16 protein-coding genes, 1 pseudogene, 1 CRISPR repeat array and 1 riboswitch (1 of these 19 cut by a window edge) are annotated in these 24,184 nt (G+C 35.0%); of the genes and pseudogenes, 9 read left to right on the forward strand and 8 right to left on the reverse strand.

Going from position 1 to position 24,184, the window contains the following annotated elements; genetic code table 11:
- Nucleotides 1–46 precede the first annotated feature (46 nt).
- From LDL57_RS03275 to rimO, 6 genes are all read right to left on the reverse strand, one after another.
- Complete coding sequence (locus LDL57_RS03275) at nucleotides 47–955, reverse strand: fimbrial protein (RefSeq protein ID WP_180560632.1); 909 nt, start codon at nucleotides 953–955, stop codon at nucleotides 47–49.
- 17 nt (nucleotides 956–972) lie between these two features.
- Nucleotides 973–3,498 carry a fimbria/pilus outer membrane usher protein gene (locus tag LDL57_RS03280; RefSeq protein ID WP_225507050.1) on the reverse strand — a complete coding sequence of 842 codons (2,526 nt, stop codon included), beginning with the start codon at nucleotides 3,496–3,498 and terminating at the stop codon, nucleotides 973–975.
- A 21-nt stretch (nucleotides 3,499–3,519) separates the two neighbouring features.
- Nucleotides 3,520–4,230 carry a fimbrial biogenesis chaperone gene (locus LDL57_RS03285; protein WP_225507052.1) on the reverse strand — a complete coding sequence of 237 codons (711 nt, stop codon included), beginning with the start codon at nucleotides 4,228–4,230 and terminating at the stop codon, nucleotides 3,520–3,522.
- Between the two features lie 59 nt (nucleotides 4,231–4,289).
- Complete coding sequence (locus LDL57_RS03290; protein ID WP_180560633.1) at nucleotides 4,290–4,841, reverse strand: fimbrial protein; 552 nt, start codon at nucleotides 4,839–4,841, stop codon at nucleotides 4,290–4,292.
- 971 nt (nucleotides 4,842–5,812) lie between these two features.
- Nucleotides 5,813–6,331: a DUF2165 family protein gene (locus LDL57_RS03295; protein ID WP_180560634.1), complete on the reverse strand. Its 519-nt coding sequence runs from the start codon at nucleotides 6,329–6,331 to the stop codon at nucleotides 5,813–5,815.
- 226 nt (nucleotides 6,332–6,557) lie between these two features.
- Nucleotides 6,558–7,889: a 30S ribosomal protein S12 methylthiotransferase RimO gene (gene rimO, locus LDL57_RS03300; RefSeq protein WP_180560635.1), complete on the reverse strand. Its 1,332-nt coding sequence runs from the start codon at nucleotides 7,887–7,889 to the stop codon at nucleotides 6,558–6,560.
- A 299-nt stretch (nucleotides 7,890–8,188) separates the two neighbouring features.
- On the opposite strand from rimO, the gene speFL reads away from it, so the two are divergent.
- The 4 genes and pseudogenes from speFL to LDL57_RS03320 all read left to right on the forward strand — a co-directional run bounded on the left by speFL (nucleotide 8,189) and on the right by LDL57_RS03320 (nucleotide 12,778).
- Nucleotides 8,189–8,296, forward strand: a complete 108-nt coding sequence (gene speFL / locus LDL57_RS03305) for a leader peptide SpeFL (protein ID WP_119712386.1) — start codon at nucleotides 8,189–8,191, stop codon at nucleotides 8,294–8,296.
- A gap of 266 nt (nucleotides 8,297–8,562) precedes the next feature.
- Entirely contained in the window at nucleotides 8,563–10,722 is a 2,160-nt protein-coding gene (gene speF / locus LDL57_RS03310; protein WP_180560636.1) for an ornithine decarboxylase SpeF, read from the forward strand.
- A gap of 76 nt (nucleotides 10,723–10,798) precedes the next feature.
- Nucleotides 10,799–12,124, forward strand: a pseudogene (gene potE / locus LDL57_RS03315) (putrescine-ornithine antiporter).
- Nucleotides 12,125–12,361: 237 nt separating this feature from the next.
- The gene (locus tag LDL57_RS03320) at nucleotides 12,362–12,778 is read left to right on the forward strand and encodes a lysozyme inhibitor LprI family protein (RefSeq protein ID WP_180560638.1); all 417 of its coding nucleotides are present in this window, start codon (nucleotides 12,362–12,364) and stop codon (nucleotides 12,776–12,778) included.
- A gap of 118 nt (nucleotides 12,779–12,896) precedes the next feature.
- Here LDL57_RS03320 and LDL57_RS03325 read toward each other — a convergent pair whose 3' ends face one another.
- Both LDL57_RS03325 and LDL57_RS03330 read right to left on the reverse strand, forming a co-directional pair.
- The gene (locus tag LDL57_RS03325; RefSeq protein WP_180560639.1) at nucleotides 12,897–13,961 is read right to left on the reverse strand and encodes a porin; all 1,065 of its coding nucleotides are present in this window, start codon (nucleotides 13,959–13,961) and stop codon (nucleotides 12,897–12,899) included.
- Nucleotides 13,962–14,233: 272 nt separating this feature from the next.
- Nucleotides 14,234–14,403: riboswitch (M-box (ykoK) riboswitch) on the reverse strand.
- Nucleotides 14,404–14,557: 154 nt separating this feature from the next.
- Nucleotides 14,558–15,439 carry a LysR family transcriptional regulator gene (locus LDL57_RS03330; RefSeq protein ID WP_180560640.1) on the reverse strand — a complete coding sequence of 294 codons (882 nt, stop codon included), beginning with the start codon at nucleotides 15,437–15,439 and terminating at the stop codon, nucleotides 14,558–14,560.
- A gap of 699 nt (nucleotides 15,440–16,138) precedes the next feature.
- On the opposite strand from LDL57_RS03330, the gene cas1f reads away from it, so the two are divergent.
- The 5 genes from cas1f to cas6f all read left to right on the forward strand — a co-directional run bounded on the left by cas1f (nucleotide 16,139) and on the right by cas6f (nucleotide 22,692).
- Entirely contained in the window at nucleotides 16,139–17,095 is a 957-nt protein-coding gene (gene cas1f / locus LDL57_RS03335; RefSeq protein ID WP_180560641.1) for a type I-F CRISPR-associated endonuclease Cas1f, read from the forward strand.
- Between the two features lie 4 nt (nucleotides 17,096–17,099).
- On the forward strand, nucleotides 17,100–19,763 hold the full coding sequence (gene cas3, locus LDL57_RS03340) for a CRISPR-associated helicase Cas3' (RefSeq protein WP_202881813.1): 2,664 nt from the start codon (nucleotides 17,100–17,102) through the stop codon (nucleotides 19,761–19,763).
- A gap of 292 nt (nucleotides 19,764–20,055) precedes the next feature.
- Nucleotides 20,056–21,045 (forward strand): type I-Fv CRISPR-associated protein Cas7fv, encoded by a 990-nt coding sequence (gene cas7fv / locus LDL57_RS03345; RefSeq protein WP_180560642.1) that lies wholly within the window; start codon nucleotides 20,056–20,058, stop codon nucleotides 21,043–21,045.
- Nucleotides 21,046–21,052: 7 nt separating this feature from the next.
- Complete coding sequence (gene cas5fv / locus LDL57_RS03350) at nucleotides 21,053–22,078, forward strand: type I-Fv CRISPR-associated protein Cas5fv (protein WP_180560643.1); 1,026 nt, start codon at nucleotides 21,053–21,055, stop codon at nucleotides 22,076–22,078.
- 8 nt (nucleotides 22,079–22,086) lie between these two features.
- The gene (cas6f, locus tag LDL57_RS03355; RefSeq protein ID WP_180560644.1) at nucleotides 22,087–22,692 is read left to right on the forward strand and encodes a type I-F CRISPR-associated endoribonuclease Cas6/Csy4; all 606 of its coding nucleotides are present in this window, start codon (nucleotides 22,087–22,089) and stop codon (nucleotides 22,690–22,692) included.
- Between the two features lie 131 nt (nucleotides 22,693–22,823).
- A CRISPR array of direct repeats spans nucleotides 22,824–24,184; the repeat unit is 28 nt; unit sequence GTTCACTGCCGCATAGGCAGCTTAGAAG (it continues 108 nt past the right edge of the window).

A 24,184-nucleotide genomic window follows, 5' to 3' on the forward strand; every position in this document is an offset into this window, starting at 1 on the left:
TATCTTATCGGTAATCATATATTAATATCCTTAATAACAAATTATTTTATTTATAATCAATAGTAAATGTTGCTGTTGCATTAACCGTTCCAGCAGAAATACTATTCCCAGTCTGATAATATTTTGCACTATAAGTCAATTGTTTAAAAAAATCTATATCCAGTTTTTTATTAAATATTATAGGTGTATTCTTCGCAAAAATCTGAATCCCAACCCCAGTTGCTGAGGAATTTTTATCCGCTGGTATAACACCATTTGAATCTCCCCCCTGCCAGGTAATATAAGCTTGGTTAACACCTTTACAGTTTACATCAATATTAAAATTCCGCTCTCCGGTGGTACTTCCTTTACCTTTAAAATTATTTTTAAATACTGTCCCCATCTGAACATTTAATTTTGGTGTTTTTATTTTGCATGACTGTTCCTTAATTTTAAATTTAGGAATATGATAAGTAAATAATGTTTCTCCCGTATCCTGGTTTCCATCGCGGTGAGCAAGCGTTATTTTTATGGGATTCACTTCTCCAGCTTGAAAATCAGGATAAATAATTATAGTAAAACGACCAATAAATATTTTTTTATTACCTTCATCAATCCTTCTATAACCATTTAATTCCATTTTTTTTGCTCCAGATCCTTTTCGTTCAAGCTTCCAGCGCAATTTCACACCGTTAAGATTTGTATTGAAATAATACCCATTGACTGATTTTATTCCTTCAATAGATTTAACATAGACATAGTTATCACCTTTCTGCTGGCAATTAATCTTAATTTCACTGCCAATTTTTCTTACTTTATAGGGGAAATGGGTATTATCATAATGAACTGATAATTCATCAAATACGATATTTTGTTCTGTGATATCAGCTGAACATTTTCCCGCAATAGCAAATGATATATAACTTTGAATTAAAATAAAAATTAACAATAAATATATCTTAAATTTAAATGACATATAATTCCTATTATAATTTATACGGAAAAATGTTTATCTATATAACAATCAGCATCGATTTCTAATATATCTAATTCTTTTGCTAGTTTAGAAAGATCTAATTTGACGTAACACTGTTGCTGTTCATTTTTTCCCCATTGAACTTTTATGTTGGCTAAATCAGGTACTGCATTTAAATATAATTCTCCATCATCACCAACAATGCCATGGCTATCACCATCAATTAATGTGGCAATCGCGCCAAAAGGGACTGGCTTATTATTTTGCGATAATTTGACCAATATACGATTACCACGACGCACATGAAAATTAACCGTTGCAACCGCCCCTCTGGTTGGTACCACTTTTTGCACCGGATTATCAATATCCACTCCATTGGCTAATGATTCAGTATCAATGGTAATATAGTTATAATTATACGGTTCGCTATAGGGGATCACCGCATAACCGCGTGCATCAGTTTTAACACCACGATGATTTAATATTTTGGTTTCCATCGCCCCATCAGCTTTAACTAATATGACCGTTTCCCCTAATGGTTGAGAAAAAACAATCCCATTCCGATGAACAATCATGCCACCTGAAAGCCCATAATTAAAAGAACGTTCGTTATTGTTATAATTATACCCTACATTCATACGAGCCAGGTTATTGCTATAATTCAAAGAAATACCACCACCTAATTCTTTTAAACTAGTATAATTATTATCTAATCGAACATTATATAATAATTCATCATTACCTAATAAACTGCCATTAATGGCTAATTGCTGCCCATTTATTGTATTATTATTAATATTATATGTGATCCAACCACTAGGTAACCATTTACTGAAGGGTACAGAAACATTAAATGCAATTTGCTTATCTTTATTTTCAGTAGATTCATCATTATTATTAAAAAATAAATTTATTCCAAAGGTAATATCAGCAATATTAATATTGTAGCCGGCAGACAATGATTGAGTAGTGCCTTTTTTTCGGCGATAATTCTGCCAATAAGCAGAAAAATAAAAATTACCAAAGTCCTCCATATTTTGATTGAGTGTAAACTGAAATTGGCTAAGTTTATTTTGTCCATTTGCAGTATCCTGTTTTCTTAAAGGTCTATTTACTTCTGGAAAAGAATAATATTCAGGGCTAGTATAAAAATTTCCAGAAAAATTAAATGATGTTCCTATTTCATCAATACTTTTCTCATATTGAATTTTATAAGACTGCCCTTTTTTACGTCTATTATTCGGCAGCTTCGCATCAGCAAATACCGCATTAAAAAAAATAGCACCAAAATTATCTAACCCTAATCCCAGACCCAGCGAAAGCGATAAATAATTTTCAGCTGCTTGGATACCCGATAATAAACTTAATCGATTAGAAACCCCATATATTGAGACTAATTCGCTAAAATAGGGTTTATAAAGATTTTTTCTCGAACTAGCATAACGTCCCAGAGTAAATTGATACTTTAATTTACCCTCTCGTTGCATAATGGGCACGGATGAAAATGGCTGAATAAATTTTGTTTGTTTGCCATTATCTTCAGTAATGGTAACATGCAAATTACCCGAACCGTATATTGCATAAAGATCGGAAATCTCAAAAGGACCAGGTGGAACATAATTTTCATAAATAATATAATTATTTTGCCGCACTGTAACTCGCGCGTTTGTTTGCGCTATTCCTCTAATAACTGGCGCAAAATCACGTTGACTACTTGGTAACATTAAGTCATCTGAGATAATTGATGCGCCAATAAATTTTATACTTTCAAAAACATCATTATTAGTAAATGTTTCACCCAAAATAATTTGGCTTTTTAATTTATGAATATCTCGTTGAATATAACTATTAACAGAGGATAAATTATTTTTACCTGTTTGCGAATCATAATTATAAACTAATTGATTTCGAAAACGCCAAGCGCCGATATTAATTCCATTGTGTAAATTTAAATAATAATTTTGACTCGTTATATTGTAATTATGATTATGTGAACCACTAAAATCATAACTGATTAAAAAAGCCGATTCCCCTTGTTGCCATAAATCGGATGGCACAGTATCTCTGGCTATATTATCCATAACGGCTTGCGGAATATTAATTTCCAGGCGTTGTTGATGAAAATCGAATAATATTGTGGAGTAGGGAATATAATCCTCAATATTATACAAAATTTGGTTGGCAGGTAGCTTCATCAATGCAGGAAAAGCTGTGATTTTAACCCCTAATTGCTTTAAATCATCAACAGTTAAGGCCGCAAATAATTTTCCATTCTTCTGAACAAAGTTAATATCCTTATTCTCCTTTTCTGTTCCATTAAGCAAAACAGTGACTCTGTAGGTTCCTGGCAATTGGCCGCCAGGTGAAGAAAATGAACTCAAGTCAATAACTGCCTGCTCAGCGTTACTTATTTCTAACGCAGATAATGGAAAATAATCTTGAGCAATAATTTCGGGTAAAAATATCAATGAACTCAAAGTGACTAGAAAAAAAACAAATGAACATAATTGTTTTTTTTCTAACGGGTTATTAAAAAAAATCACATTAAAGGCCTTCCATCTCATCTAAGGTAGATTTTTTTTCATCTCTGCACTAATACCACCATAACTATTTATACTATTCCAACTAATTAAATTAGATGAGTTAGCAGATATATTAAAATAAGCTATTTCTTGTGGCGCAATCATATCTGTATCATTTAAATTAACGATTTGATTGCCAATTTTAAGTTGATTAATAGTCACATAATAATTACTTGGATTTTTAACTTCTAATTGTTTACCAAGGCGGCGAAAGGTTAATAATTTATAACTTTCTTCTGCATCACCTTGAATTTTTTCGGGCCGATAAAATAATTTTATGCGGGTTTTTACTGTAATAAATAAAGTATTTTGCATATTATCCTGGGCTGAAGGAATCGCTTTCACATTGAGATAAAAAATAGACTCTCTATCCAAAGGCAAGTCACCACCTGTTCGCATAATTCGTAAAATATTTTCTTTGCCAGCGTCTAAACGAAACAAAGGTGGGGTAACAACAAACGGTGCTTTTTTGCCATTTGCATCAACACTGATGAAAGATTGAATTAAATAAGGCCTATTCTCATCATGATTTGTTACCAGAATTGAAGCTTCCCTTTTATTTCCTTCATAAATAACGCGTGTTCCATTAATTGTCACATTTGCATAAGCTTCAAATATAAAAAATAATAGTATATAAAGTATTGAAAACTTTATTATTCTGCTTCTCATTATTATTACTCGAACATTAGTCATAAATATAAAGAATTCTTTCTATGACTAGGAAAAATATCTAGAAATTCAATTATCAATTTTTATTTATAAAGGATCTCAAAATTCACCGTAGCATTTGCTTGACCGGCTTTAACTTTTTGCCCATTAGCAATATAAGCTGCCTTTAACTTGATAATAAATGGATTGCTATTATCGAAAGGAGCATGATGCTCATATTGCTTTGTTATATCTAATAACTTACCATTTAAATCATAAAGACCGATAGCGATGCCTTGTGCCCCTGATTCATCTAACTTTATTAATTTGTCATGAAATTTATCATTAGGTGCCGTCATTTTTATTTTAGGATAAATCGAATAACCACTTCCATTAGGGCATTTGTCTAGCTTGATTTCTATCTCTTTTTCACTGCCAGGAATTTTTTGGCCACGCACAGTAGGTACTTTATCCTTCATAAAAACACCCATCTGGACAGTTAAAGAATTTGCAGAAGATTGGGATAAAGACAGCACACACGGGCTCTCTATAATTTTTCCTTCAAAACTGATAGTTCCGCTTGGTGCAGAGAAAACTAAATTACAAAATAAAATTAACAATATGCCAATAAAATAGCAGGTAAGATTATTTTTCATGTATATATTCCTAATAAAACAAATGATATATTTCAAACTCATAATGAAATATTTAAATGACGCAGCAGTATACTGAGATACATCAATTTATAATAAAAATTAAAAACTGGAGTTGTAATTTATGTTATGCAAAAAATAATACCTAGCTAGGCCGGTATAAATATAGGTAAAGCAAAAATGCTCAATCTTGAGTAATAAAATTATCGCTAATAAATTCGCCGCCAAATAATTATTCCATTTTAAAAACAGAGCCCTATCATGTTAATTAATAATCATTGTAATAAGCAATATATTACCTAAAAATAATCAAATTGCAATCAAAAAAATACATAATCTAACATATATTTTAACATCTATACCTAAATATATTATTTAAGATAATTCAGATACTATAAAAGCATGACTTTAAGAATATGCCTATTGTCATTTTAATGAAAGTTAATTAAATAAACAAAAATCAGCATCCACTTATTAATATTTTGCATATCTCACAAGTTACAATAAATTTTGCCGCAAAAATTCAATTATAATTTCAGCCTACTTATTTAATTCAATATTTAATTATTTTAAAATGGATACCATTTATGAACATTAACCCCCAACGATGTTAATTTTTTTTATTAAAAAGAGTGTACTACTAAAATTTTGATTACGCCTATTGCTAGGCAATAAATAACCATTCTTTTAACCAGATACTCTTAATATCGGCGAAAAATAATTTTAAAATTAACTATATTTTATTATATATCTGATAGGCTGATATCATCGATATATTTAATAAATTATTTTAAAAACATTTAATTAAACATTAGTATGCAATCGTCGTAAAATCCGGCATTATTCAGTTCAGAAATAGAATAACGCATTTTTTAACTAACAATAACTTAGCGGTTCATTAGCATTTATAAGTTTATAAATGCTAATGAACTTTGCCAATAAGATGAGCTGCAACTCACGGCATACAAAAAAGGTTACTTCATCTCATTATGCTCACGCTCACGATTACGGTCTCTATCGCGATGAACAAGATAAATAAGCACCAGCAAAATAGTGGTATAAACTTGAAACGCTTCTGCCCCACTATTCCATTCAGACATCCACATACCAAACCACTCTCGGCCCAATGACATATACACAATTTGCCAGGTCAAAAAACCTAAGGTTAACCCAGCAATGGCAATTTTTTTCTTTCTATTAAAATTAGCCGCGGTATTTTTCAAATTAGCTAATAACCTAATGCCACCAATCCAGCAAAGTATTGCTGTTAATGTTTGCAGAATAATGAGAATGACATAACTAACATGATGGGCAGTTGGAGACTCAATCGCACGGTACTTAATGGTGGCCTCAGGAAAGATAGTATCCATCAAAAGAACATGACGAATTAAGGCAAAATTGGTGTCATAGTCGGTAATATTACCGATAACCACTAACGATGTATATAACGCCACCGCACATACAGCCAACGCTTTAGATAAACGAATAATCATGATTTATTGTCCTTAGAAATACAATAAGATAATCTTCGATACAAGATGCAGGCTCAAAAATAAAAATGTTCACTGTTTAGTATAATTAACTAAACAATGAACAGATTAATTTTAACACAAGAATTTAAAATAGGACAAAATTCAAAAAAAAACAGTAATTTTGTTAATAAGGCATATTAGTAGGCAAAAATAAAAACCCTATCATACTTTATAGATTTGATTCACATTAATGGATATGTCTCGTGGCCCATAGATCATATTCGTCAGCATGTTCAACGTATACCTGAACGATATCCCCCGGTTTAACATTAAATTCGCCATTAAGGTAAACGACACCATCAATTTCAGGTGCATCAGCCATACTACGCCCTACTGCTCCCTGATCATCCAGCTCATCGATGATTATCCAGATCTTAGAACCAACCTTCTGTAGCAAGCGCTGCTGAGAAATTTGCTGCTGAACCTGCATAAAACGGTGATAACGCGCCTCTTTTATTTCTTCTGGAACTTGATCAGGTAATGCATTAGCCTGCGCGCCATCAATGGGGCTATATTTAAAACAACCAACTCGATCTAACTGCGCCTGTTGGAGAAAATCAAGTAATAACTGGAAATCCGCTTCAGTCTCCCCTGGAAAACCAACAATAAAGGTTGAGCGCAAGGTTAATGCAGGACAAATTTCACGCCAACGGCGAATACGCTCTAAGGTTTTCTCTACTGCCCCCGGCCGTTTCATCCGTTTTAACACCGTTGGACTCGCGTGTTGCAGGGGAATATCTAAGTAAGGTAAAATTTTACCCTGTGCCATTAGTGGGATCACGTCATCAACATGAGGATAAGGATAAACGTAATGCAATCGGATCCAAATTCCTAAAGCGGCAAGCTGTTCACACAAGCTGACCATACTAGTTTTAACTGGCTGGCCATGCCAAAAACCTACGCGATGCTTAGTATCTACGCCATAGGCTGATGTATCTTGTGAAATTATAAGCAACTCTTTCACGCCTGCGGCAACTAAGCGTTTGGCTTCACTTAATACCTCACCAATAGGCCGACTATCCAAATCACCTCGCATTGATGGAATAATGCAAAATGTACATCGGTGATTACAGCCTTCAGAAATTTTCAAATTCGCATAATGCCTAGGTGTTAACTTGATCCCTTGCTGCGGCACTAAACTAAAAAAAGGATTATGTTGCGGTTTAGGAACATAATGATGAACATGGGCTAACACCTGTTCATAACTATGCGGACCAGTGATGGCTAATACTTTCGGATGTACTTCACGGATCTGATCTTCTTTCGCTCCCAGACAACCGGTTACGATCACTTTACCATTTTCATTTAATGCTTCACCAATGGCTTCCAATGATTCTTGTACTGCGCTATCGATAAAACCGCAGGTATTAACAATAACCAGATCAGCATCATGATAACTGGCTACAATTTGATAACCATCCGTGCGTAATTCAGTCAAAATTCTTTCAGAATCGACCAAATTTTTTGGGCAGCCTAATGATAAAAATCCTATTGTAGGGACACGTTGTTTATTGCTCATAAAGGTAGGATCTATGTTGTAATATTAATTGGATAAAAAAGTTATTTTAACATTGAAAAAACGAAATTGTACAATTGGGTTTGCGATCCAAATAAATGCGTATCAAGAATTGCAATATTGTTTATTAATAATAAAATTCTATCTGAAATGAGGGATAAATTCAGATAAAAAGCGTGACAGCCAATAATTAAAAAAACTTCTTATACTAATTTTGATTAACATCATTATTTATTTTTTTTATTAATTTATATTGATAAAAATACCCCATATAACAAACTGCTTTTTTAGAAGTGCAAAAAATTGAAAATAATAACCGACTTTGGCCCCATATAAGACGAACAACCCATTTAATGATGTTCTGCCATCGCTCATGTTTTAGTTTTGAACGTTTCTGCACCCACAGGTGATCCTTTTCGACATTCATGCTGCTGTTTTTACTGTATGGATCGTCATTCCCAAATAGTCATGCCATTGATTTAAATAAATCATGTCTATTGTATTAACTATTCATACTTGTCAATCAGCGCGTTTAGATTAATTAATCTAACAAAATGATTTATTGCTTTAATCTAAATCAAATTTAGCTTAATTCAATTTTCAATAAAAAATACGCCAAAATAAATGTCCATCCATTTTGGCCGCAATTCTATTGTCTTAATTTACAGGAAATAAAATGGAACAATATAAACTCGCTACCAGTTTTGATATCAGTGATCATATTGATAGCTCACGTAGCTTGGTTAATATCTTTGCTACTGACTTCAGTGATGTTGCGGCGATTATTATTTCGCTAGAAGATATTCAGCAAGGTGGACTTGATACGATTAAACAACAAAGTTTTGGTCAGCCGATTTTTGCGCTCATTCATCACAATCAAGTTATTCCGGCTGATACACTTGCTTGTCTGACTGGTGTTATCGATCTCAACAAAAACAATAGCCAGTTGTATGCTAAGCAATTAGAAACTGCGGCACAAAAATATGAGCAAAGTTTACTCTCACCTTTATTTGGTAAGCTAAAAAAATATGTCGAACAAGGCTACAGCGCTTTCGATTGTCCAGGTCATCAAGGGGGAGCATTCTTTCGGCGTCATCCATTAGGTAACTTATTCGTCGACTATTTTGGTGAAAACCTGTTCCGTTCAGATCTCTGTAATGCTGACGTTTCAATGGGCGATCTATTGATCCATGAAGGTGTACCTTGTACGGCACAACAATACGCCGCAAAAGTGTTTAATGCCGATAAAACCTACTTTGTTTTAAACGGCACCTCTTCTGCCAACAAAGTGGTATTAAACGCCTTACTGGCACCGGGGGATTTAGTGTTATTTGATCGCAACAATCATAAATCTAATCACCATGGTGCGTTGATCCAAGCAGGTGCTACACCAATCTATTTAGAAACAGCTCGCAATCCATTTGGCTTTATCGGTGGCATCGACGCTCACTGCTTTAATGAAGATTATCTGCTTGATCTGATCAAAAAAACTTCGCCTGAGCACGCAGAGCAAAAACGTCCTTTTCGTCTGGCGGTGATCCAACTTGGTACCTATGACGGAACAATTTACAATGCACGTCAAATTGTCGATAAAATTGGCCATCTTTGTGACTATATTTTATTTGATTCCGCCTGGGTGGGTTACGAACAGTTCATTCCAATGATGAAAGACTGTTCGCCATTACTGTTGGAACTCAATGAAAATGATCCAGGTATTTTGGTCACTCAATCGGTTCACAAACAACAAGCAGGTTTCTCACAGACTTCTCAAATCCATAAAAAAGACCGTCATATCAAAGGGCAACCACGTTATGTCAATCACAAACGCTTGAATAACGCCTTTATGATGCACGCTTCCACCAGCCCGTTCTACCCGCTATTTGCCGCTTTAGATGTTAATGCCAAAATGCATGCCGGCGAAAGTGGCAAACGGCTATGGATGGACTGCGTAAAAACCGGTATCGAAACGCGCAAATTATTGCTAAGTTGCTGTAAACTCATCCGCCCATTTATTCCTGCAATGATCGATGACCGCCCCTGGAATAACTACGACACCGATGAAATCGCTAATGACTTACGCTTCTTTAAATTTACCCCCGGCGAACGCTGGCACTCATTTGATGGTTACGCGGAAAATCAGTACTTTGTTGATCCATGTAAACTAATGTTAACTACACCCGGCATCAATAGCCAAACTGGCAATTATGAAAGCTTTGGTGTACCAGCCACTATTCTGGCAAATTACCTACGTGAACAGGGCATTATCCCGGAAAAATGCGATCTAAACTCAATTCTATTTTTACTCACACCGGCAGAATCGATAGCAAAAATGCAACATCTGGTGGCCCAAATTGCCCGTTTTGAACATTTACTGGAAATCGACGCCCCATTAGCTGACGTTTTACCAACACTCTACCGCAGCAACCAACAACGCTATCAGCACTATACCCTGCGTCAGCTATGCCAAGAGATGCATGACTTATATGCCAAATTGAACGTAAAACAACTACAAAAAGAGATGTTTCGTCAAGCGCATTTTCCAGCCGTTAAAATGTTACCGCAAGCAGCCAATATCCAGTTTGTACGCGGCCAAATCGAACTGATTGCGATTGAAAACATTGCCGGTCGAATTGCGGCCGAAGGCGCGCTACCTTACCCACCAGGCGTACTATGTGTTGTGCCAGGAGAAGTCTGGGGCGGTGCGGTGCAAAACTATTTTCTGGCGTTAGAAGACGGGATCAATCAGTTCCCAGGTTTTTCACCTGAACTACAAGGCGTATATCTGCAAACTGATGCTGATGGCCGCATCCGTGCTTATGGTTATGCCATTAAATAGTCATGTATATCTTCACAAACCGTAAATCTTTACCAATTAAATAACTAAGATTTCTCAAGAGTTAAGAGAGAAAAAAATGCAGGTATCTAAAAATAAAATGAGTGTGCTACAGCTAACCATATTGACTACGGTTAATATGATGGGCTCAGGTATTATTATGTTACCGACCAAGTTAGCAGAAGTTGGTACCATATCGATCCTCTCATGGATCGTTACCGCTGTCGGCTCAATGGCCCTGGCTTACGCTTTCTCAAAGTGTGGCATGTACAGCCGCCGCAGTGGCGGGATGGGTGGTTACGCTGAATATACCTTCGGTAAATCCGGCAACTTTATGGCTAACTACACCTATGGGATCTCACTATTAATTGCTAATGTCGCGATTGCTATCTCTGCAGTTGGTTATGGAGCAGAACTATTCGGGGTAAGCTTAAGCCCATTACTTATTTGTATCGCTACCATCGCCGTATTATGGATCTGTACTGTTGCTAACTTTGGTGGTGCTCACATCACGGGTCAGATAAGTAGTATCACCGTTTAAGGGGTTATTATTCCAGTTATGGGGATCTCCATTATTGGCTGGTACTGGTTCAAAGCCGACCTATATATCAACTCCTGGAACCCACATAATTTTCCATTTTTTCAGGCCGTTGGCTCCTCAATTGCCATGACATTATGGGCATTTCTCGGCATGGAATCGGCTTGTGCAAATAGTGAAGCTGTTGATAACCCAGAGAAAAATGTCCCTATTGCTGTATTAGGCGGCACACTAGGCGCAGCAGCCATCTATATTGTATCCACCAATGTCATAGCCGGTATTGTGCCTAATATAGACTTAGCTAACTCCACGGCCCCCTTTAGTTTAGCTTTCGCACAAATATTTAATCCCACTATCGGTAAAGTCATCATGGCGCTAATGATCATGTCATGTTGTGGTTCCCTACTGGGTTGGCAGTTTACGATTGCGCAAGTATTTAAATCATCATCGGATGCTGGCTACTTTCCAAAAGTTTTCTCCGCTGTCAATAAAGCAGAAGCGCCGATTAAAGGTATGCTGATTATCGTCATTATCCAATCTGGCTTAGCGCTGATGACCATTAGTCCATCACTAAACAAACAATTTAATGTATTAGTTAACCTAGCCGTTGTCACTAATATTATCCCTTATATTCTTTCTATGGCCACCATGATCATCTTACAAAAAGTGGCTAATGTTGAGCCACAGAAAGCAAAAATGGCTAATATTATTGCTTTTATTGGGGCCGCCTATAGTTTTTATGCCTTATATTCTTCTGGAGAAGATGCCATTATGTGGGGCGCGCTAGCGACATTCTTAGGCTGGACGCTCTATGGCTTCGTTTCGCCACGCTTCGAGATGGAAAACAATCAAAATATACATAGCTAATACTAACTCAATATCATTGACTAACTTTCTCCTCATCACCATGCGATGAGGAGTAATTTAGCCAGCCTAAATTAGCGATCTACATAATGACGATAATTTCAGCATTGACAAATAACCATTCTTTTATTCAGGCTAAATCGTAATATTAATAAACAACCGACATTAATATCTCAACCAGCAACCTTGTCCTGTATACTTATATATTATTAATACCGATAAACCATTTGAGTTGATGCCATGAAAAAATTAATCATAGTTATCATGTTATTTATCAGTAAATTGGTACTTGCCGATAGCAATAATATCGATCAAGCGTTAGAGCAATGTTTAGCCAAACCAACAACAGTATCAACCCTCGATAGCATTGATTGTTACCAAAATGCGTTAAAGTTATGGGATAACGAATTGAACAAGCAATATCAATTATTAATCGCCGCTAAAGAGTTAAGCCCAAGATTCAAAACTGCGTTGAAAAAATCACAATTGGCATGGATAAAATATCGCGATCTCAACTTAGAAGCGATTAACCGCTTTTATGACAATCAGCAAGGAACCTATTGGGGGATCGCCGCGATGGCTAACAAAATTGAGTTAACTAAAAATAAAGCGCTGGAATTAACCAAATTAAGAACAAGCACTGAAATCGGTAATTAATAACCATTGGTTAATAAAAATAAATTTAGTTATGTGTGTCGTTAGTTATTTAATGACACACATAACTAACCATTACCATGAAAGATAACAGAAAATTCGCTCACAATAGTGATAAAGTTTAGAAACTATAAGTCATCCCTACCCCAATAACATTATCGCGCGCTAGCTCTAATTCGTTACCCCGTTGGCTATTTCTCAATAAATTAACTTTATAAGCAGCGTAAGCTTTGAAATTATGGTTAAAATTATAGTTAGTAAAAATATTAAGATAATTAACCACATCTACTTGCTTATCAGCCCGTGAATAAAAATAAGCTATTCCTGGCTCCAAGCCTGATGCAAAAGCATAGGAAGAAAGCAACTCAAGGGTATTAACTTTACCAAAGATCACTACATTATCATCGACTTCGTGGAAATGAATATTGCGGCTTTCGGAATATAAACCGGCAAATTTGACAGGTTCAGCGTCATAATTGAAACCTACCGCCCATATTTCCGCCGATTTACCCGCCCGGATCTGCTGTTGCTGCTGAGTTCTGTTGGAATAAAAATAGGCCACGGTTGCTTGCAAATTATCCGTTAAGTGATAATTAACACTAGCTCCCCAACCCTCACCATTTTGATGCTGAACCTCCTCATTATGGCTATTTTTGCCTTGATATTGCAAAGCAAAATTGAGTCCCTTAATCAAATTAAAAAAATCAGTTTGGCGATAAGTCAGCAAATTACTTGCTTCTTTGGTGGTTGAAATATCACTATCAGAAAAGAAATCACCGTCAAAAAGCGACAATCCATCGGTATAAGCAGCAACATCATAAATCACACCATAATTACGACCATAATCGATATGGTGAGTAGCATATTTTAATCCGGTAAAAGCCAAATTATTCTTTGATTCATTACTTTTGTCCCCTTCTCCACCATGCAATTCTATTTCATGTTCAAATTTGGCAAAACCACTAGCAGAATCGGTAAACTGACTATCTAACTCTAAACCCAGTTTTACTTTTATTTCATTACCATCTTGATCCTTATCTTTTGAACTCATTAGTTTAGATTCAATCTCACCATTTACCGCTATTCGACTACCTTGCTTATCATAAACGTCTACAGCCATAGTCCCGGGAATATAAAAACTGAAAAAAATTAAACCGGTCGATTTATTTTTAATAAAAGAAAACATGATACTTATCTCAAGACATATAAAAATTGATGAACTAGTCATCATACAAATATTTTAAATATACACAGCCTAATTAGTAATTAATGATAATCACTTTATGCTGTTTTAACCCAATAAAATAAACAGTTAATTTATCGGTATAGGAGAAAGAAGAGAGATATAGCTAAATCTAACTAAGAAAATACTTTGCTCGCTGAATGTCAAAAATAGAAACATATAGATACCCTATAATAAATCTCATATATAGGGGCGACCAGATGAAAGAGCATAGAACACTATCCCAATCGTCTTAGTTTTAGCACTATACAACGTATCCTATGAAAGGAAGTTACTTTGAGACAAACCTTAATACGATCTGCCTTGTCCTAACCTTGGGCGTCTCTCGACGTCGTGAGATCAGCAACTTGTGTTTGTATAGGAGCCTCGCCTAACGAGATATAACACTTTCGAATGAGCGCATATTATATGCGTAAAGAATTGGGAAAAAATATCCCATTGCTAGTTTGTTTATGTTTTATTTAATTATGTTAGCCATTTTACGCTAAAGCCAAGCAACGAGTCGTTAAATCAATGAAATAACAAACGGTGCTAATTACTTAATGATAACCAAACCACTCTTTTAATCCTGAGCTTAAAATGGCAGATATGGCAAAATAACAATAATCCGCTCGGTAATATAGCATCAATGAATGAATATTATTAACTTCATTTTTGTCGACTTTTATCTCTTTTAATTTTTTTGCCAAAATAGAATTAATAGCCATATGGTCAGGAATATAAGTAACTCCTAATCCTTTTTCAGCCAATTTCACACATGAATAATAATCAGTGGTTAACATCATTTCTGCATAAGGCAGAAAATGATATCGCTCATCATCGACCTTACCCTGTAATGAAGGATAAATAACCGTTTCAGAAGATAAAGATAAACTATTCACCCGTTCTTCTTTTGCCAAAGGGTGGGTTGGATCCGCCACTAACATCATTTGAATATCACCAACAACTTGCGCATTAATGTTGTTGTATATCTCAACACATTGTAAGCCTAAAACAAAATCTGCTTTGTTACTATTAAGGGTAAATTCAACATCAAATAAATCCGCATGAACAATATGTATTTCAACAGCGGGAAATTCCTTCTTTAATTTTAATACTACATCAGCAATCGCCTCTTCAGGAATCAATTGATTAAATGCTAATCTAATGGCGGCAGGATCTTTATTATTATTTAAAGCGAAAGAAAACTTTTCTAATTTTTGCAAAGATAACAAAAACATTTTAACCTTTGGTAATAAAATTTTACCATTACTATTTATATCCAAAACAGAACCATTCGAGCGTTTATCAAATAATGTATAACCTAATATAATCTCAAGTTCATTTATCCAACGACTAATTGTGGTTTTAGACTTATTTAATAATATCCCTGCCTGTAAAAAATTACCTGACTCAGCAGCAGCGACAAACGCCATCAGCATTTTATTTTCTATTTGTGGTAAGAATTTTTCATTACTGCTCCGCTGTCTGTTTTATTGAATAATTATTAATTGAAATCAATTTATAAAATTTTATAATAAAATATTATGATAATCAGACATTAACAAATATTTTTCTGCAACTAAATTTTTAATAGTATATTTAATATAAATAAATTTCATTTTTTGTAAAAAAACGTTAGGTATCGCTATCAGCGATACCTTAGTATTTCAACTAAATAGCAATGTAAAATCAAATTTAATTTATTTTTTGTTTAAACTCTATTTATTTAACTATTCAATCATCATTAGAAATTTTTAATTTTATAATAAATGAAAATAATAATAGATTAGCAGCATTTAATTAATATATAGCTCTTTAAATTAATAATATATTTCTATAATTTCAATTAACTATATTTACATAACTTATTTAGTTAATAAAAAGTCTCGCCCAACTAACCAATAAATTAATTATGACTAATTAGGGGAAAATAAAGTTAATACTAAGCTATATCATCAAACAACAACTTACTTAACCTAAATTTAGCTGATTTTTATGTGCTATGTCATGAAATATAAAAAAATTTTCATTAATATATGACGCTAAATAGCAACCAACAAAACACCACTTAGCAATCAATTAATCCGCTAGCGCCATTTTGCGGGAAACAATTATTAAAATGGAGTTTTAAAATAAAAATGGAACAACTGCCTCCTTCAGACTTAAAAACAATATTACATTCTAAAAGAGCTAATCTCTACTATCTAGAGCACTGTCGTGTAATGCAAAAGGATGGCCGAGTTTTATATCTAACGGAAGCTAAAAATGAAAACTGCTATTACAATATTCCCATTGCAAATACCACTGTAATTCTATTAGGCACAGGAACCTCTATCACTCAAGCCGCTATGCGAATGCTAGCCACAGCCGGCGTACTGGTCGGTTTTTGTGGCGGCGGTGGTACTCCTTTATTTATGGGTGCCGAAATCGAGTGGCTAACACCACAAAATGAGTATCGACCAACAGAATATTTGCAAGGCTGGATGCAGTTCTGGTTTGATCAAGATAAGCGTTTAGCCGCCGCTAAGCAGTTTCAGCAGGAGAGGATCAACTATTTACAACAAGTTTGGGAAAAAGATCGTGAATTGAAAAATGAAGAATTTGTTTACCAAAATAAAATAATCCAAAAAGCTCTAGAAACATTTCATGCGCGAACGAAAGTGGCGAAGGATCCCACAGAACTCTTAGCAACAGAAGCACAATTGACGAAAACTTTATATAAATATGCAGCAAATAATACCAACCAGAAAAATTTCATCCGACAACATAAATCACACAATAAAACTAATGAGTTCCTTAATCACGGTAATTACTTAGCTTACGGTTTAGCCGCCAGTTGTCTATGGGTATTAGGCATCCCGCACAGTTTTGCTGTTATGCATGGCAAAACCCGCCGTGGCGCACTGGTATTTGATGTAGCTGACTTAATTAAAGATGCGATCGTGTTGCCTTATTCATTTATTTGTGCAAAAGAGAAAATGACGGAGCAAGCATTTCGTCAGCAAGTACTGCAAAAATTAACTGAACATAAAGCGCTGGACTTTATGTTTAAACAAGTAAAAACCGTCGCTTTATCATCGGTTGCGGGAAAATAAAACAATGTATGTCACTTTTATCAGCCAATGTGAAAAAAAAGCACTGGCTCGAACACGTCGAGTACTGGATGCCTTTGCTGATCGAATTGGGAATAATACCTGGCAAACGGTGATCACAGAAGATGGTTTGATTGCAGTAAAAAAATTATTACGAAAAACTGTTAGTAAAAATACAGCGGTAAGTTGTCATTGGATCCGTTCAAGACAGCGCAGCGAACTACTTTGGATTGTTGGCAATCGTAATAAATTTAATCTGCAAGGAATAGTACCGGTGAATACTACACAAAAAGAGGTTTTTATGGATATTGCAATCAACCAAGTAAAAAAAGATGAATATTATGCCAATACTCAATTACAACCTCTAGCAGAGCACTCTTTTGCTGTCGGTTATATTGCACAACAATTATTTAACCAACTGGTTGATAACAATGAACATCGTAACTTAGCAAAAGTTGCTTATTTAGCTGGTTGTTTACATGATATTGGTAAATTAGATCTCCTTTTTCAGCAATGGGTTAAAAAAGGCAAACAAAAAGATCCTACTGAAGACGGTCAACATATTGATGTTAAATTCACGTTTGAAAAATATCCCAGACACAACGAAATTTCTTTATTAATTTTTAACGTGTTAGAACAACAAATTACTGGTTTATATAATCATCAAAAAGAAAACTTACACCATGTTATTTATTGGCATCATGCTAAACCCTATAGGCCAAATGGTGATTTTGACAGCCTGACAAAAGCATATAGTTACTTATTAAAAAATATCACCGCTGAACAATTTGAAAAATTAATTAATGATACATTATCACTATTAAAACATATAGTTAAACTTTCTAAAAATTATAATAATGTCTACGATATTGAAAAAAATCTGAATTTATCATTTGACTACACTCCAGCCTTACGGGAAAACTTCGAATATCAAATTAAAGATAAAGAATTTCCTAAATTTAAAAGATATGAAACAACTGATTCCGTCGCTATAGATAAACTAAAACAAAATATTAATAAAAATGCACACCATAACTTATTACGTGCCTGTGTTATTAGCGCTGATCGCCTAATTTCTCAATTAACCGCTAGTGATCTACTGGATTATGTTCATCAACAACGGCTGGATGAATTACTGATTGATAGCCAAGAAATGCTGTCTAACTTGCCAAGTCATTTAACACAAATAGCCACAAAATTCCCTACTAGTGAACGCAGCCAAAAACAGTTAGAAATTGCCCAAAAATTAGCAGATTTACCTGATATTGCCGTGCTCGCTGGCCCTGCGGGTTGCGGTAAAACCCAAATAGCTCTGCAATGGGCAAAATTAAAAGATGCAAAACAAATTATCTGGGTGTGCCCTCGGGTACAAATATGCCAGGGGATTTTCCAAGAATTAATCGATACCTATCTACCCGACGCAAAAATCGAAATTTATACCAGCGAATTTAAATATACCAATTCATGGGGAGAAGCAACCGATGAACAAGCCTATTTTTCTGGTGATGTCGTTGTTACCACCATTGATCAAATCTTAAATTCCATTGTCACCCACACCAAAGTAAATAGTTTATTACCATTCATGGGCTCACACGTTGTGTTCGACGAATACCATGAATATATGACGATGGAAATATTCAATTTGCTCTTTGCCGAATTGATTGCCAACAAGCGGATGCGGGAGAAATTCAACAAAAATACTTTATTGGTCTCTGCAACATCTCCTTATCTATACTTACAAAATATCATTGGGTTACATGAAAATGATGTAATTGAAATGGCCTCGTTTAATCAAAGTAATTATCAAATCAATTTTATTGAATACAATGATGAATCCATCGATGACAATCCCTTCTACAAAAAATATTCCGATAATACTTTCGTTATTAGTAATACTGCCCAAACCGCCCAACTCAGTTTTATTCACAAAAAAAACCACGAAAATGCCGTATTATTTCACTCCAAATTCAAACGAAGTGATAAAAAATATTGGTTTAACGAAGTCTATGAGAGTTTTAAAAAGCAGGGTTCAGGCAAATATGATGTTTTAAGAAGTGGCCCAATTGTGCAGGCATCACTTAATATTAGTTGTGATTTTATGTTGAGTGAAATGACCTCACCAGAAAACTTGTTACAACGCATTGGCCGCCTCGACCGTTTCGGTGAAAATCAACAAGGTAATATTATACAAATTGCCATTACCCAAAGTGTTAAACAAGGAAAATGTATTGGAAAATCTGCCTATTTTCTTAACCGGTTAAATAGCCTGCAAATCTCAAAAGCCTGGTATGAATACTTACAGGATAAACTCGCTAACCAACAATTTAAACTAACGCAACTCTATCAATTGCATAAAACATTTTACACCTCAGATTACGGAATAAAATCTGCAACCGCTGATTTAGCAAAAGCATTGCAAAATAGTATCATGCTAACTAATAGTAAAGTCACTGAACCGACAAAAATCATAAAAACCAAAACGACTCTACATAACACCAAGATTAGCAAAAGTTCACTACGAGGCGACAGTCGATTTATACAGTTAGCGGTGTTAAATCTCAATAATTATCAGCAACCAAAATTTGAAAATTTCTATGCTTATCAACCACCACTAGACGATATAACCGAATTTGATAATTTAACGGAATCACTCACCGCCATTAAGGACTAAGGCCTACTGGATTTTATTGCGCAAAAACATGGCAATATTGATGTTACTCATCCAGTTAAGGGTATTCCAGCTAAGAAATATCAAGCCAGATGTAAAGTATTAGAAAACTACTCGAGAGATGCAGAATATCCGCTGTATTTAAGTTATATCGAAGACGATCTAAACAAAGTTGGTGGTACTCATGTTCGTCATCCAGAAGCCATTTATTATGCCACTTGTGATAAACAGCCTGTGGGCACAATTGCATTACAAAAACTGCAAATTTTAACTATTAATAAAGAAGGAAAATAACATGACTAAAGTAACCGGTATTAAAAGTGTTGATTTTAAAATCACGGCTTATGGTTATGGTGTGGTTAACTGGAATGGCCCCACCTCTTTAACAGGAGATAATGGTAAAACCGTTGATAATCATACTTTACCTAAATTACGCGGATTTTCCAATTTATCAGGTAAAGTTAAAGAAAATGGTTATAAATATAGAAAAGAAATTTCAGATATTAATTTTAAAGAAACTCCCCTATATATTAGCCAAAACTGTATTCGACATCATCTATTCCGTGAGCAATCTTTTGACCTACACTATGCGAATGACAAAAATATCCTTGAGATCTTGGCTTCGATTACAGGTTTGATCCGTGGCTATGTTGTGCCTACAAGTCAATACAAGAGGACCAGTCCATTATTGATCACAGACTTTATTGACCAACTGGGTAATGGCAATTTTGAACAAATGTCAAATGCCAGTTCAAGTGAAGAAAAAAATGAGGCTGATGGTACCAAAAGCTACAAACGCGGAGAAAACTCTATTTTTTCTAAAACTACCTTTGGCGATACTCAATATGTCGCTTATGGTTCAATCAACATCGAACAACTGGCATTTATCTCTTTAGATAAAAAGTTTGATAGAGCATCAATGGTGATTAAACAAGGTGAAGGTGAAAATGTTGCCCAACACATACAACAATTTATTAAAAGTTTAGACCCCACCAGAGAGCCAAAAGCGGTTTTTCATGCTAACTATGTGCGTAACGGCACTATCTATCACGAAGGCGAAGTCGGCATTCTATTAGACAATACCGCTATCGATATTTTAGTTAACGAAACCCTCGATAGATTACGCAATCTAAGCATTAAACAAGCTAAAGGCTATATGTATGTTGATGAAGTTGAAGTGGATTATAACGATAGTAATAAAATGATGCGGATCAAACGTCACCCAGAGCAATCCAGTATCGAGCCACAAAATGATTATGCGGTTTATTTTACTGCCCATGAATAGGTGAATTATGCAAATTATTATCGAATATGAAGCATCATGGCGTAATTCATTTTTAGATGGCTCTAATAATGAAGAGCTACAACCAAAAGGCCGTAAATTCATTGCCTTAAAACAAGAATTAAAGAAAAAAAATACAGCTAATTTTAAATATCGTCCGATATCGAAAGACACAATAATAGGTATATTGAATCGATTAATTGGCGAGCAACGTAAACTCTATCAAGCTCGTCAAGATCCTGATTACTACTTTAAAACTATCGAATCGATATTAACTGAGCAGGATATCAAAGATAATGCCACCCTCACCCAAGAATTGGTTTTTATTAGAAATATGTCAGGAGAAGATCCAAATTGGTTTACCGGTATGATTAAATCCAATGATCCAGCGTTTAAGTCAGACTTTTCGCCACAATTATGGGGCACTCTATTTCTTAGTTTAGATGAAGTTATTCAGTTTATTTTAAATGATGATTTTCAATTCACACCAAGCATATTTGAATTTGATCCTATTGTTATTATTAATCGCTTAGAAGAATTAAAGAAAATTAAAACAACTAAGTTACCAACTGAGAGCAAAAAAGCCTTTGAAAAAATTCTGGACAAATTTAAAGATATTAAATTCACACTAGAAGATTTTCCTAAACAAAAAGTAATTAGCTTTTACACCGCCGCGGTATATATACAAATTTTACGTCTAAAAGCTCAATATAATTTAACCCATATTTTAACTAAACAAGGAAATATAAGTGGAATTGCAAAGACTGGATCTATTACTCCAAAAGACTTTATGAGTACATATACTACCGGCAAAAAAAAACTAGTTTGGGGAAATCCCTATATTTTAAAAGAAAAAAAGAAAGGTGAAGGTGAAGTCGTTCAATCTCTGACTAAAGCAAGTGGTCGTTTAGCAATCACATTAAATATTCCTAAAGAGCAAGCACGTGATCTAGAACAAAAGATCGAAGATGCGGGCGTTTCTTCTTTTTATATAGGAAAAAAAGGACTTGCTTATGTCACAGATATTCGCATTTAAGGAATGATATGAAGCATTATATAGAAGTGACATTAATCGAAACAAACGACTTTCCTCTTTATCAATTATGGTCAACAGTCTATATGCAATTACATATAGCCTTTGTTGAGATAAAAGATCAAAATGGAAAAATTTCTATCGGTCTCTCTTTTCCACAATATTATTTTAACCAAGAGAAAAACATTAGCTTTATGGGTAGTAAACTCCGGCTTTTTGCTCAAACAGAGAAAGAATTAAAAAAACTTAATCTAGCTAAATGGTTAGCTCGTTTAATGGATTATGTGCATATCACAACCATACGTAATGTTCCTGAACATAAAGTAACTGGCTATGCTATTTATAACCGCAAACAAGTTAAAACTAATGCAGAACGTTTAGCCCGACATCGTGCTAAACGTGGTGATATTGCTTTTGATGAAGCCTTAAAACGTTATCAAAATGTCGTGACAACAACGGACTTACCCTATATTAAATTAGAAAGCCTCAGCTTATCTAATCACAATAACAAACATCATTTTAAATTATTTATCACCAAAAACAACACAGAGTGTACTAACAACCAAATCTTTAGGACTTACGGATTAAGTTCAGTGTCAAGCGTACCTGAATTTTAACCCAATATTTTTTGCTCTTTAAAAAAATAAATCAAAATCAATAAGTTATAATAGCAAATAAAAACTTAGGTCAAACCGTTATTTTTGTTCTAACTTGCTGTTATAACTTTATTTTTTATTGTAGTATTGTTGTTCACTGCCGCATAGGCAGCTTAGAAGTTATCACCGAAAATAGAGAAAAGAGTTTTAATGTTCACTGCCGCATAGGCAGCTTAGAAGATGTTCTGCGCAGCATTTAAAAAAGCCATAAAGTTCACTGCCGCATAGGCAGCTTAGAAGATCTTCATAACAACATTCAAAATCGCAAATGCGTTCACTGCCGCATAGGCAGCTTAGAAGTATAAATCAGAGTATGCAGAACAAGCGCGTAAGTTCACTGCCGCATAGGCAGCTTAGAAGAAGCCCAAGTCTTGTTTCATCATTGAGTAAATGTTCACTGCCGCATAGGCAGCTTAGAAGTTCTGTAAATCACTACTGGTATCACGCAAAAAGTTCACTGCCGCATAGGCAGCTTAGAAGAACATATATTACTGATCACGCAGAAAAGCTAAGTTCACTGCCGCATAGGCAGCTTAGAAGTCTATCAACCATGTATACATCAGAATATAAATGTTCACTGCCGCATAGGCAGCTTAGAAGTGTTTTGACACAATCTAATATTGAGCACATAAGTTCACTGCCGCATAGGCAGCTTAGAAGAACAAATCAAAATGCGGTCGTTTCTATTTCACGTTCACTGCCGCATAGGCAGCTTAGAAGTTGTCTCTTTAATCGCAAGGGTAATTTTGAAAGTTCACTGCCGCATAGGCAGCTTAGAAGTTTTTGAGGCCAAGGAAGGCACGACGTAAAATGTTCACTGCCGCATAGGCAGCTTAGAAGTAAAACCGCCTCGCATCACATGACGACGAGCAGTTCACTGCCGCATAGGCAGCTTAGAAGTATTGATTCTATTATATTATCGCCTAAAAAAGGTTCACTGCCGCATAGGCAGCTTAGAAGTATTTGCTGCCTCAATCGGCAACGATTTAATGGTTCACTGCCGCATAGGCAGCTTAGAAGAAATCCACAAATCCTAGATAAAATGCTAGTAGGTTCACTGCCGCATAGGCAGCTTAGAAGTTGAGAAATAAGGGAAATGTTAATACCAAACCGTTCACTGCCGCATAGGCAGCTTAGAAGACGAGGGTATGTCTACTATAGCCCCTTCATAGGTTCACTGCCGCATAGGCAGCTTAGAAGATTTTAAGAGATTTTATTATGAAAATGCGTTCGTTCACTGCCGCATAGGCAGCTTAGAAGTTACCTAAATGGAGAGAAAGCTAACTTTAAACGTTCACTGCCGCATAGGCAGCTTAGAAGTGTATCCCCAGATCGAGAAGGAGTAGAAGCTCATTCACTGCCACACAGGCAGCTTAGAAACCATAGTCCCTTTCATGGATAATGCTTTTCTTGGTTCACTGCCACACAGGCAGCTTAGAAAACTAATGCCAAT

The organism is Arsenophonus apicola (genome assembly GCF_020268605.1).
In the GTDB taxonomy this organism is placed as follows: domain Bacteria; phylum Pseudomonadota; class Gammaproteobacteria; order Enterobacterales; family Enterobacteriaceae; genus Arsenophonus; species Arsenophonus apicola.